Genomic DNA, 12156 nt, shown 5'->3' on the forward strand with positions numbered 1-12156 from the left:
TTCAGCTTCTTTTAAAATAGCGACGATTTGATGTTCAGTCATTTTTTTCATCATTAAATCCCCTTTACTTGTATCATAGAGAATTTTCTACTTTTGTGCTGTACTATTTTAGGGGGTAGTTACATTGGTAAGGTATGGAAAAAATATCATCGCAAAAGCCATCCTATAACTACCTTAGTTTGCAAAAAAACAAAAAATAAAATCAATGTTATACCCAATCTGTTTTTATAGAAAAAATATCAATTTCCATAACACCCAAAGGTTAATATGGCTTACTTTTTACGAAACATCGACGGTTTGGGCCCCCGCCTTCCGCTAGAGTTACATCCTTTGATTGTGCCCTTCCGCCAAGTATTACAGACTAAAAATAAAAACTAAGGCGTCGTGCAAAGACCTGAGTAGTGGTAACTTGGGTTATAGCTGTCCACACCACCGCCCATTACCCCCACATAGAACTGAAGGTTTCCCGTTGTATCACTTGTCCAGTACCAGAGGGTGAAATCTATACCCGCATAATCGAATATTTGATCCCACTCGGTGAAAAATCCAGCACCTATTTGACGCTGATAAAAATTATCACTGGCTGATGGTGTAGCCCCGATGGCATCTTGACAATAATTGCCAGAGTTCAAACCAAAACAAACTGCGTTAGTCAGATCCTTAACCTGTGCGAGACGATAACCTAAACTACGACACCATGCAACTTGATTAGATGCTGTGTCGCTTTTATCCCCTCGGTTGATGAACCACTTCCGTAATACAAATCCATATTTTACGACTACATTACCATCACTATCTTTACCTACTAATTCAAATGTCTTTGGTAAATTGGGCTTGCTAATTCGACTAGGATTGACATTATCCTTTTGTGCTCTTGCTTCTGGACCTGTTAAAGTGACTCGTGTTACTACTTCTGGATGGTCAGAAATCCAATTATCATTTGCTATTGTCCTTGTTACTGTGGCAGTTATTCCCTCATGTGTGACGGGTTGCCAAGTTAATTGATTCGGATCAATGCCCCTTATGTCTAAATCAAAATATAAACCATCAGCCCCCGTGGTCGGGAAGTTGCTGCCGTATAATGTGGGATTGGTTGATTGCGGGATAAAACCTTTATCTGAATCCCATATGGAATCAGGTCCCTTAAAGCTACCTGTGCCATGTTGCAAATTCGGCCTAGCATAGCAAACTGTAGATGGTAAATTTGGATTGATATAATATGTTGCCGTGCCGTAATCAAAAATGCTGTAGCTTGGTACACCGTACTGCGTACTTAAACTGCCAGCCATGTTATTTAGCTCCATTTTATAAGGCGCTTTGCAAATATCTAAAGCATCATTACGGTTAATTTCTCGGTTATTTTTATCAGTAATCTTAATTGATAAACTACCTGTTGCGATAACCCCCTTTGTGCCTAATCCATCACCATCATCATCGCCCCAATAGTGATAACGCGTTACTAAGTCACTTAACAATATGGAATTTCTTGATACTGGTATCATCATGTCAATATCAGCAAGAGTATCTCCTGCATTAGGTAAGGTGATTGGGCTCGTGGGGGTTGAGGGATTGTTCGATGGTGTGATTTGAGTACCATCCGATAGCCTGATACTAAGTAAATCCTCTGTTGTTGTCACTTTGGTTCTACCACTATCAAATGTTAAATACGGCGCTGTACCTTGAATTATATCGGTAGTTTTGGCGGATAACGCCTGTAAGCCCAATGAATACGGCAATAATAACAACGGTGCCAACGCCCTCAGGATTTTTGATAACAATTTCGATGATAATGTGAAAACTCTTCTAACGTGTTTATCTGGTAAATTTAAGACATAGGGCAGTTGGTCTTTAAACTGTCTTTCCATAACATTCCATCTATCAATTATTTATCTTTTTTACAATTTCTGGCTTTTAAAATAAGCTGAATTGCTTTTTGCTTTTTGTAAGTATAGCGTTTAAAAAAAAATTGACCATCATTTTGCTTAAAAAATTTGATAAAATTGATTAAGGCCAGCTTTGAAAAATGTTTCTATTTTGGCAAAAAACTTGAAATTTTTTTAAAATTTCAATTGACTATGCGTATGGGTATAATTTTTTTAAGGTTATGTTGGACTCGTCTATTTTTACCTATTTTGGTAAATAGTATTGCAATACAACCCTACTTTCTTTTTGAATTTCTACTAATTTTATAGAAGTTAAATTGGAGCGGGAAACGAGGTTCGAACTCGCGACCCCGACCTTGGCAAGGTCGTGCTCTACCAACTGAGCTATTCCCGCTTATTGAGGCACTTAGAAAGAAGTGGTGAGCATTATACAAAAATTTTTGTATCTAGCAACTATTTTTATTGTTATTTTTTACCTTTCCAACTAAGTGATTCAAAAACACCAAATAAGAACAAACGCAAGACTTTAAATTTGTCTTGTTGCTTTTCTTGATTTGTCATGGTTGAGTGTAACATCCACGCTTGTAAACCATGGATAACCGTAAACGCAATTAAACCGATATTAGCCACTACATTGGCAGGGTGTGGGTAAGGATGGATAAGGTTAAATACTAAAAATAACCATATCAATGAATACAAGACTTTTCCTATAAATATGAACATTAATTGCCTTCTCGTATAAATAGATAACTATGGACTTGTCCAGCCGTTTTTTCGCGATGCAAATACCAGTGAGTTGGAATATAAGTTGTTAATTCATGATCTATTTCTGTTTCAATATAAATATAAGCTGATGGTTTTAGCCAGTTATTATTCTCAAGCTCGCTAACCGTTTTTGCCACCAATGCTTGATGAAATGGTGGGTCGATAAATACAATATCAAATTGTTTTATAGCTGGCTTGTTTAGCCAATGTAAAGTGTCGGTATGATAAATATCGATTACATCGCTAGAAATAAGCTGTTTATTTTTGTTGAGTTGTTGTGCAACTTGTTTATCTTTTTCAAGCAAGGTAACACTTTGGGCGCCTCGTGATGCGGCTTCAAAACCTAATGATCCACTACCTGAAAAACAATCCAAACAATCGCTATCGTGTATAACAGGCATTAACCAGTTATATAGGGTTTCTTTAATACGATCTGTGGTTGGGCGCAATCCTTGCTTATCAAGTACTGACAGTTTACGCCCACGCCATTTTCCACCAATAATTCTTATTGAACCATTCATTTTAAATCCTGTATCAAAATAGCTCTGAAGTGTTGCCTTCTGAATCTGTTACTCTCGTGCCCACTTCTTGAGTTGCATAAATCGTTGGCTCGGTACCTTTTATAAAGTACTCTGACATTGTTCTAGAGCCAGATTGAGGTAATAACCCCGTTTTTTGATCAATAGTCACAGAAATCACATTTTCAGGTTTGACATCTTCTATTACCGGTACATCTTTTAGAGCAACTTTCATATAATCAACCCATATTGGATTTGCGGTTACAGCCCCTGCTTCGGCTCGGTAAGTTCGACCTAAGTCACGGCGGTGATCATCAAACCCCATCCAAACAGTTGTAACAATATTGCCACCAAATCCAGAAAACCAAACGTCTTTAGATGAGTTAGTAGTCCCTGTTTTACCACCAACATCTTTTCTACCCAACGCTTTTACGCGCCATGCCGTACCCTGCCAATCTGAACCACCAAAGACAATAGATCGAAGACCATCTTTCATAATAAATGCAATTCCACTGTTTATCGTATGTGGCGCGTATTTTGGCGTGACATCAATTGTTTTATTATTAAGATTTATATCTGGTAATACAATATCATCATCAGATTTAAGGTTGGCTTGTTCAGGTTCTTCATTATCTGATTCATTTGATTCATTTTCAACATTATCAAGTGATACTGGTGTTGAGCCAATAATGACGTCATCATCATCACAGTTGTGACAAGCAATCATCGGTTGGTGTTGATATATTGTACCAGTACCACTATTGTATTCTATCTTTTCAATTAAGTATGGTGTAATTAAGTAACCTCCGTTAGTGATAACAGAATACGCTCTTGCCACTTGCAGGGGAGTAAACGAAGCCGAACCTAACGCTAACGATTCGTTATGTGAAATATTTTCTTTTGGGAATCCAAAACGTTCTAAATAATCTGCCGCATAATCTATACCAACGGCACGCAAAGCCCTTACCATCATTACATTTTTAGACATCCCTAACCCGATTCTTAAGCGTAGTGGACCAGCATAGGTTGGTGGTGAGTTTTTAGGGCGCCATATTGCACTCCCCGTAGAACGGACGATGGGTGCATCATTCAGCAGTGTTGCCATCGTTAAGCCTTGTTCTAAGGTTGAAGTATAAATAAATGGTTTAATATTTGAACCTAATTGCCGGAGCGCTTGCGTTGCTCGGTTAAATTTACTCAAATTAAAATCATAACCGCCTACAATTGCTTTGATTGCCCCATTGTCTGAATCAAGTGATACCAGTGCAGCATTTACAGCTGGAATTTGTGCTAACTCCCAATTATCGCCTGTTTTTTTAACCCAAATAAGTTGTCCTGATTTAAGAGTATCAGATACTTTTTTAGGAAACGCACCTTGTCTTGTATCACTAATAAATGGACGAGCCCATTTCATGTTCGGGTATGTAATAGTAATACTGCTTTTATCAGATAATACCGCTGTTGCCTCTTTATCTGCTGAGGTCATAACAACAGCTGGGCACATGCCGTTATAACACATATATTTATCAAGGGTTTGCTTGATTTGCTCAAGATCCCATGGGGTTTCATTCGGTTGCCATAATACTTTTTCAGCGCCACGATAACCATGCCTGATATCATAATCAATAATATGCTTTTGTACCGTTTCTGTTGCAGCTATTTGATCTGTTTTCGAAATAGTTGTATAAACTTTATAGCCATCTGTATAGGCATTTTCGCCAAATTTATCGTACATAAATTGACGTGCCATTTCTGCGACATAAGGCGCTGAAAATTCGATTTGTGGTGAATGATAGCTGGCGCTAAGCGGCTTTTTAATCGCTTCATTATATTCAGCTTGAGTGATATAGGATTGGTCTAACATACGTCCTAATACCCAATTACGTCTAGTTAATGCACGATCTGGATGAGAAATTGGGTTGTAAGCTGATGGTGCATTTGGTAAACCGGCTAATAAAGCGGCTTCATCAATGGTTAACTGATCGGGAGTTTTACCAAAAAAAGTATAAGATGCAGCGGCAACACCGTATGCTCTAGAACCGAAATTAATCATGTTAAGATACAATGCCATGATTTCTTCTTTCGATAGTTCTTTTTCCATACGGATAGCTAAAATAACTTCTTTGGCTTTACGCGATATGCTTTTTTCAGGTGTTAAGAAAAAGTTCTTAGCGACTTGTTGAGTGATGGTACTACCACCTTGAGAAAATCCTTTATGTTTTAAACCGATATACATTGCCCGAACAATACCAATAGGGTCAATGCCAAAATGTTCATGAAAACGAGCATCTTCTGTTGCAATGACAGCATTAACAACCATTGGTGGAATTTCGTCATATTTCAATGGGGTTCGACGCCGTTCACCAAAAATAGCAATTAACTCACCATCTTTACTTAATACTTGCATTGGCGTTTGTAATCGAACATCTTTTAATGTAGTAACATCCGGCAAATCTTTAGAATAATGAGCATAACCAGCAATGCCAATAATTAAGCTACAAAGAAATAAACCAATGAGTAATTTTAGAAGAATTTTTAACACTCTAATTAATATCACAAATTTTTCCTATCTAAATTTTAAGGCAAAAATAATGGCTTCAGAGTTCTCTCTGCGCCAAATTTAGTTAAACTATTTTTTGGTAAGGACTTCACATTACATTAAAGGAAAATGCTAATGATTGATCACTTATCCATTAAATCACACCCAAATTGTGCGTATTATCTCCCATATTTAACTTTATTTTAAGCAATTTTTAACAAAATCATGAAATAATTATATTTTCACTAATTAGAGTAAGCATTATGTGGAGCATAAAACTTAGTATATCGAAGTTGCAATTACTGATTTCAACCCTTTTTTATTCCATGCTAATGATGCTTTGTCTAGTCATGTTTGCTAACACATCCTTAAATTCTTATACCTTTATTATTATAATATTATTAATAATAGAATGGTGGCGTAGTATCTGTTATTTCAAAACCATTAAAAACGAATTTGCGCTATTTCACTATATCAATCAAATATATTGGCACAAACAACGCTGGTACTTAATGTATAAACCGCTGATATTTCGTTATGTTATTATCTTGAAGTTAAAATCTCGACATGACGGTAAATGCTGTACGCTTTTGTTAATGGTTGATAATCTGCAACCTAATGACTGGCGAACATTACGTTTTTACTTAAAACAAATTGATTTCACTTAATGCAAACACCTACTTTCTTGAAAATTTTGTCAAAAAAGTTGTTAAACTAATGCGATTTTTTAATCCAATACTGATAGGGTTGGGATTCTATTTGCGATGACAGTAATTCATGATCCATATGGCGGCAAAAGCTAGGGACATCGCGAGTTGTGGCAAAATCATCAGCAATGACATAAAGAACTTGCCCTATGGCAAGTTCTCGAATGGATTTTCTTATTAGCATAATCGGTTCAGGGCAACGCAATCCAAGCGTATTGAGTTCTTTGTCAATAATTATATTCATTTTTAGATATATTTGATAATTATAAAAATAGTTTACTTAAGTAATGAGGCACGGCGTCTTGTGCATTTGAACCTATTACCTCTAATTCGGGTAACAATTCCTTTAACTCTGAGCTACCATTTTGCATTATACAGCCTTTACCTGCCACTTTTAGCATTTCGTAGTCATTCATGCCATCACCAAAAGCAATACTCTCTTTTAAACTGTAACCTAGTTTTTCAACCACTTTTTTTAATGCACTTCCTTTAGACACATTTTCGGCCATCACTTCTAGGCAATTTAAAGTAGAAAAAGCGACGCTAATTTTATTACCAAATTTTGCATCTAGTCGATTTTTTAGCTGAACTAAATGTGGATAAAGTGCATTATCCGTGGTAGTAAAATAAATTTTAGCAATATCGTTAGTATCAAAATCAAGTGGGTTAAATAATTGATAAGTAAACTGCGTGTCTCGATAAAATTCTAATGAATATGTATCTTCTTTATTAATTAACCACTCATCACCACGATATAAATGAGTATAAACTAAAGGATCTTCCATACTCATTTTAGCTATTTCGCTCGCAAGTGATGGTTCAATACTTTGGCTAAAAACTAAATGGCCTTGGCTATCATGTACTCTTGCGCCATTTGACGTTATCATAAAAGCATCAATTTCCATATTTTCTCGCATTTGAGCGACATCAATGTGGTGTCTACCAGTTGCAAAAACAAAATGAATGCCTTTGTTACGAAGCGCTTGAAGAACTTGTTTCGTGTAAGGCGATAAGCTATGTTCAGGAGTTAATAAAGTACCGTCTAAATCAGAAGCAACAACATGCATAATATTCTCTACTCTTATAATAAATGGTAATAATGACGACTAAAATAATATACTTTAAAACAAGCATTACTTATCAAAGCAAAGGCTAAAACAAGCCAAGATATGATACAACTCTGTTGACATTTACTCAACCAATTGTGGCGTAATAAAAATAACTAACTCACGTTTTTGTTGTTTTTTCCTATTGTGTTTAAATAAATTTCCAATAATTGGCATGTCGCTTACACCTGGAACTTTTCGTTGTCCGCTGGTGTTAACTTGTTGAAAGATTCCACCTAACACTACTGTTTCACCATTTTTTATTTGAACTTGTGTTTTGATCTCTTGCGTATCAATAGCTAACGCCTCACCACCATCGCTACGTTTTATTGAACGACCAGCTGTATTTTGCGTAATGTGTAAATCTAAAATTATCTGATTATCAGATAAAATTTTAGGTGTAACTTCTAGCCCCAACACCGCAGGCTTAAATTCAATAGATGTAGCCCCATTGCTACCACTCGCAACTTCGTAAGGGATTTCAGTACCTTGTTTTATCGAAGCCATATTTTGATTAGCTGTGAGTAAATTCGGGCTAGCAATAATTTCGAGCTGATTTTCAGATTCAAGCGCAGATAACTCTAAATTAAGTAAACTACCTGATAGTTTAGCTAAATTAAAACCAACAGTTGTAGTCGGATGACTAGTACCAAGCCCTATATCAAACTTATCTAATAATTGCGATGATTTTCCTGCATATCCCCATTTAATCCCCAACTCAGACATACTTTCATCACTCATAGTAACAATGTGCGCTGAAATATGTACTTGAGGCATAGGTTTATCAAGTGTTTTAACTAATTTTTCGATATGAGTAAATTGTTTAGGTAAATCGGTAATGATCAGTGAATTTGTCCGTTTATCAAGCGCAACCTTACCTCGTTCTGATAATAATCCTTGTTGTTGAATTGTTTCGATTAAGGTCGTTGGATCGGCATGATTAACAGCTATAGATACCGAATTAAGCGATTGCTTTAGCTCTTTTTCTTTTTGTTCTAATTGTTGTTTATGCAATAAAACTTCAGGATCTATCGCTTTAGAAACGAACAAAATATTATCGTCAATTTCCGCTTGTAAATTTGCTGAGTCTAAAATGATCTTTAGCGCTTTGTGCCAATCAACATTGTTAAGCTTGATAGTTTGTTTTATTGACAAATCTTCTGACATAACTAAATTCATCTGCTGACTATCGGCTAATGCTTGTAAGATAATTGCAATGTCCGTTTGGTAAAATGTCATGGAGATATTTTTTTGCTGTTCGACATGTGAAGATTGATTTATATTTGCATAAGTAGCATTTATGCCAATTGTTACAAATGCAAAAACTATCGCGACTAACAAACTTATTTTAGTATTAATTAATCTGCTAATATTTTGATTTAGCCTTTTATACGCTTGATTTGTGGGATTGTTATTATTCATTGAATGACATTGTCCATGACACAGTATTATGGCAATAATCAGGTAAATCGGCTTGCCACATAATTTTATCATTTAGTAAAGATTGTACAGACCAAGGAAACAAAACATTTGGCACCACATTATCGGTTATTGCTAACCACTGATTATCTGATGCTAACCAAATCTGCTGATACTGCTGATCAATTTGTTTCATAAGCCCCTTAAAATGCCAAACTTGAATTTGTTCAAGCAGTAACGCTGTTTGCTCACTACAAGAAACTGAATAATTTTGTTGAAAAGGATCTCGATCTAAAAGCATACTAGCCTTTAGCTCAAAACAGATAACACACAATAACCAGAGGTACTTATATATACAGCACATCACTCTATGCCCTTTTTAAACAATAAAGTAAACATGATCTGTAACTGCTGTTCTTGTTTGCTGATTTTTAGATTTTGAAAATCAAGAAAATAAAAATCATTTGTCAATGATGAAATTAAATTAATAAAATCGCCAAATTGCCCCTCTAATTCGATATCCCAATTAACCATATTACCCGTTTGATAATGTTTAAAGGAACGTAATGCAAGATGATTTTTCTCGAAAACCTGTGCCAGTTCTTTTTCTGATATTACGCTATATAAAGTATTTTTACTTGCCTGATAACGATTTACTTTTGCCTGTAGCAACTTAGTTTCAGTAATTTTTTGCTGATATAATTTAGCCTTTAGCATAGCTTGTTGCTGGATATCTTTAATAAAAAGAAGATAAACGATAGCAAAAAACACCAAGCAACATAAAATACAAACCCCATATTGTTGCCAAATTGGACGATAAAAAAAATTACTGTTCATTAAGTTTTATTTCCATTTCAAAAAATAGATTATTTTTATTGGTTGAGATAGTTTTTACTTGGCTATGACTTATATTTTTCAGCATTAACAAACTTTGATTAAAATTAGTCAGCTCGACATAACTAAAACTTTGTCCCTCAATCCTTACTTTTTGTGGTTCATAATAAAAAGATTCAAGCCAAATTACGGAAGGTAACTGCTTTGAAAGCAGTATTAAAGATTGATGAATTTGTTTTTGGCTTAATGATGGATTAGGCAAATAATTAGATAATTCTTCGGTTAGCGCTTGTGCTATCCCTTGCTGGTGTAACAATTTTTTATCATAATTTTGTCGATCATTTCGTGCTTGTATCCACAAATAACAGAATACACAACTGATTATGCCGATAAAACCGACAATCGCACCGAACATTTGTTGTTGATGTTTGGTGTGTTTTTCTTGCCGCCAAGGTAAAAAGTTAACTTTAGTATTTTCAAATCGGCAACCTGCAAATGTTAATAGTAGTGCATACTTTTTAAAAAGATTAATCCAATTTTCAATATAATGGCGTTCAACTATTATCACCGTAACTTGTTTGGTTTGCTCATTTAAAACAAAATCAAAAAACACACTTTTAGCTGGCAATTGAAATAATTTATAAATGTTTGCTTCAATATACAAAATCAATTCACCGACATTTAGCTTTACATCGGGCAAGGTTAGTTGTTGCACTTGAATCAAATTGCTATCCAAATTAAGCTCAAACTCAGCACGCCCAGAAATTTTTTTTCGTAACTCATCAATAAAAACATCGACATCAGCGACATTTTGGTAATTGAATGTTATTAAATCTTTGCTAGCTGTTAATGTATTGTTTTGCTTAGCTGTACTTACTATCTTATAACGTAAAATTGCCGGTTCCACATACATAATGACGCGTTCTTTATTAAAGATCATGATGGAATATCTTCTTATTTCTGATAACAACTTCACTTCATCATAATCACCCTATTCTAAATAAAAATAAACAAAAGTTATTTTTGAGAACTAACACCCAAAAAATGTTTAAAATTAAATCGAACGAGGTTATTTTTAAAGAAATTTAAAAAAAAAGGTTGACTGAAATAAGACGTGCCTTATAATGCACATCCACACGGTAAGGGTGATTAGCTCAGTTGGGAGAGCACCTCCCTTACAAGGAGGGGGTCACTGGTTCGAACCCGGTATCACCCACCAATCTTTACCGTGACGTTTCAGCAATGAAACAGTGGGGTGATTAGCTCAGTTGGGAGAGCACCTCCCTTACAAGGAGGGGGTCACTGGTTCGAACCCGGTATCACCCACCATCTTCAGATGGGTCGTTAGCTCAGTCGGTAGAGCAGCGGACTTTTAATCCGTTGGTCGAGCGTTCGAATCGCTCACGACCCACCATTTTAATAGTACCTACACTTAATCAATAAACATTACCTAATCTAAACAAAAAAAATGATGATAACGCCAGAGTTCGACAAATTTGTCTGGAACGAATTTGAACAACACACAGTGTTGACTTTGAAAGTATGAGGCTCACGATAGTCCATTTCATAACACCAATATTGAATCACTAAACAACGCAATTAATTACGCTATACTAAACAAATAAATGCGATAAAATGATTAAGTTATTTATTTTTTAAGGAAGTCGTATGCTAAAGTTTCTTGCAAAACTATCACTAGTTTTATGTTTTAGTATTGCTGCTAATGCTGATCAACAAACATTGTTTGATTTTAATCAGGAATATCAAAAAGCAACCGAACAAAATGATGCCGAAGCACAATATCATTTGGGCCTTATATATACCGATGGTTCATATACTAAAAAACGTCAATTTAAAGGCATTGAAGATGGCTTTGAACAACAATCAAAAGCACAACCTGATTATATTAAGGCAAAAGAGTGGTTTGAAAAAGCGGCCAATCAAGGCCATATTGCTGCTCAACACAGTTTAGCTTTATTGTACTATAACGGGCAAGGCACAAAGCAAAACTATTTAAAAGGCATTGAGTGGGATACAAAAGCGGCTAAAAAAGGAAATGCCGTTGCGCAATATACATTAGCAACGCTCTATTACAATGGAACTGGCATAAAACAGAACTATTTTAAAGCCAAACAATGGTTTGCTAAGGCTGCTGAGCAAAACTATTCTGATGCAAAAGATCATTTAACTATTGTAACAAAAAAGGTTAATGCTATTGTAGCCAAACAGCAAGCCAAGAAAAAACAAGCTAGTAATAATGATTGCGGTTGTGATTAATATTAAATAAATGACGGAATGCTATTTTATTCTATTAGCATCATTAAAATAACGATAATAGAATAATTCAATGCATCAAAGAAAGCATAACCCAATAAAAGTAATGAT

The 12156-nt window shown here is 35.3% G+C and carries 12 protein-coding genes and 4 tRNA genes; 5 read left to right on the top strand and 11 right to left on the bottom strand.

Translation table 11 applies throughout. From position 1 onward, the window contains the following. Window positions 1-374: 374 nt before the first annotated feature. From A9G24_RS09050 to A9G24_RS09070, 5 genes are all read right to left on the bottom strand, one after another. Window positions 375-1865, bottom strand: coding sequence for a hypothetical protein (locus A9G24_RS09050; RefSeq protein WP_065638727.1), 1491 nt, complete (start codon window positions 1863-1865; stop codon window positions 375-377). A gap of 336 nt (window positions 1866-2201) precedes the next feature. Next, a tRNA-Gly gene (locus tag A9G24_RS09055) sits at window positions 2202-2277 on the bottom strand. Between the two features lie 71 nt (window positions 2278-2348). After that, window positions 2349-2606: a DUF1145 domain-containing protein gene (locus A9G24_RS09060; RefSeq protein WP_065638728.1), complete on the bottom strand. Its 258-nt coding sequence runs from the start codon at window positions 2604-2606 to the stop codon at window positions 2349-2351. Continuing rightward, window positions 2606-3169 (bottom strand): 16S rRNA (guanine(966)-N(2))-methyltransferase RsmD, encoded by a 564-nt coding sequence (rsmD, locus tag A9G24_RS09065; RefSeq protein WP_065638729.1) that lies wholly within the window; start codon window positions 3167-3169, stop codon window positions 2606-2608. Before rsmD ends, A9G24_RS09060 begins: the two co-directional genes overlap by 1 nt. Before the next feature lie 13 nt (window positions 3170-3182). Continuing rightward, on the bottom strand, window positions 3183-5723 hold the full coding sequence (locus A9G24_RS09070; protein ID WP_218056279.1) for a PBP1A family penicillin-binding protein: 2541 nt from the start codon (window positions 5721-5723) through the stop codon (window positions 3183-3185). 245 nt (window positions 5724-5968) lie between these two features. Between A9G24_RS09070 and A9G24_RS13370 the strand changes: the two genes are divergently transcribed. After that, a complete protein-coding gene (locus A9G24_RS13370) occupies window positions 5969-6373 on the top strand; it encodes a protein YgfX (RefSeq protein ID WP_081303145.1) in 405 nt (134 codons plus the stop codon). Window positions 6374-6419: 46 nt separating this feature from the next. Here the strand turns inward: A9G24_RS13370 and tusA are convergent, their stop codons facing one another. The 6 genes from tusA to A9G24_RS09100 form a co-directional block, all read right to left on the bottom strand. Next, the gene (gene tusA, locus A9G24_RS09075) at window positions 6420-6656 is read right to left on the bottom strand and encodes a sulfurtransferase TusA (RefSeq protein ID WP_065638730.1); all 237 of its coding nucleotides are present in this window, start codon (window positions 6654-6656) and stop codon (window positions 6420-6422) included. Window positions 6657-6675: 19 nt separating this feature from the next. Beyond that, window positions 6676-7482, bottom strand: coding sequence for a Cof-type HAD-IIB family hydrolase (locus A9G24_RS09080; RefSeq protein ID WP_065638731.1), 807 nt, complete (start codon window positions 7480-7482; stop codon window positions 6676-6678). 120 nt (window positions 7483-7602) lie between these two features. Further along, window positions 7603-8940 carry a secretin N-terminal domain-containing protein gene (locus A9G24_RS09085; protein ID WP_081303146.1) on the bottom strand — a complete coding sequence of 446 codons (1338 nt, stop codon included), beginning with the start codon at window positions 8938-8940 and terminating at the stop codon, window positions 7603-7605. Then, on the bottom strand, window positions 8933-9238 hold the full coding sequence (locus tag A9G24_RS09090; RefSeq protein WP_065638732.1) for a hypothetical protein: 306 nt from the start codon (window positions 9236-9238) through the stop codon (window positions 8933-8935). Before A9G24_RS09090 ends, A9G24_RS09085 begins: the two co-directional genes overlap by 8 nt. Before the next feature lie 62 nt (window positions 9239-9300). Further along, the gene (locus tag A9G24_RS09095) at window positions 9301-9774 is read right to left on the bottom strand and encodes a hypothetical protein (protein WP_065638733.1); all 474 of its coding nucleotides are present in this window, start codon (window positions 9772-9774) and stop codon (window positions 9301-9303) included. Continuing rightward, entirely contained in the window at window positions 9764-10711 is a 948-nt protein-coding gene (locus tag A9G24_RS09100; RefSeq protein ID WP_065638734.1) for a PilN domain-containing protein, read from the bottom strand. The genes A9G24_RS09095 and A9G24_RS09100 overlap by 11 nt, the downstream gene beginning before the upstream one ends. Before the next feature lie 203 nt (window positions 10712-10914). Between A9G24_RS09100 and A9G24_RS09105 the strand changes: the two genes are divergently transcribed. The 4 genes from A9G24_RS09105 (at window position 10915) to A9G24_RS09120 (ending at window position 12048) form a co-directional block, all read left to right on the top strand. Then, window positions 10915-10990: transfer RNA gene (locus tag A9G24_RS09105), tRNA-Val, on the top strand. A 34-nt stretch (window positions 10991-11024) separates the two neighbouring features. Then, window positions 11025-11100, top strand: a tRNA-Val gene (locus A9G24_RS09110). A gap of 9 nt (window positions 11101-11109) precedes the next feature. Then, a tRNA-Lys gene (locus A9G24_RS09115) sits at window positions 11110-11185 on the top strand. A gap of 254 nt (window positions 11186-11439) precedes the next feature. Next, window positions 11440-12048, top strand: a complete 609-nt coding sequence (locus tag A9G24_RS09120) for a tetratricopeptide repeat protein (RefSeq protein WP_065638735.1) — start codon at window positions 11440-11442, stop codon at window positions 12046-12048. The last annotated feature ends 108 nt before the right edge of the window (window positions 12049-12156 follow it).

The organism is Gilliamella sp. App6-5, from assembly GCF_001690525.1.
GTDB classification, from domain to species: Bacteria; Pseudomonadota; Gammaproteobacteria; order Enterobacterales; family Orbaceae; genus Gilliamella; species Gilliamella apicola_H.

Coding starts and splice junctions, on each gene's coding strand:
- tusA (WP_065638730.1), bottom strand. CDS start 6,656: ATGAATATAATTATTGACAAAGAACTCAATACGCTTGGATTGCGTTGC.
- A9G24_RS09120 (WP_065638735.1), top strand. CDS start 11,440: ATGCTAAAGTTTCTTGCAAAACTATCACTAGTTTTATGTTTTAGTATT.
- A9G24_RS09085 (WP_081303146.1), bottom strand. CDS start 8,940: ATGAATAATAACAATCCCACAAATCAAGCGTATAAAAGGCTAAATCAA.
- rsmD (WP_065638729.1), bottom strand. CDS start 3,169: ATGAATGGTTCAATAAGAATTATTGGTGGAAAATGGCGTGGGCGTAAA.
- A9G24_RS09050 (WP_065638727.1), bottom strand. CDS start 1,865: ATGGAAAGACAGTTTAAAGACCAACTGCCCTATGTCTTAAATTTACCA.
- A9G24_RS09100 (WP_065638734.1), bottom strand. CDS start 10,711: ATGATCTTTAATAAAGAACGCGTCATTATGTATGTGGAACCGGCAATT.
- A9G24_RS09060 (WP_065638728.1), bottom strand. CDS start 2,606: ATGTTCATATTTATAGGAAAAGTCTTGTATTCATTGATATGGTTATTT.
- A9G24_RS09095 (WP_065638733.1), bottom strand. CDS start 9,774: ATGAACAGTAATTTTTTTTATCGTCCAATTTGGCAACAATATGGGGTT.
- A9G24_RS09090 (WP_065638732.1), bottom strand. CDS start 9,238: ATGCTTTTAGATCGAGATCCTTTTCAACAAAATTATTCAGTTTCTTGT.
- A9G24_RS13370 (WP_081303145.1), top strand. CDS start 5,969: ATGTGGAGCATAAAACTTAGTATATCGAAGTTGCAATTACTGATTTCA.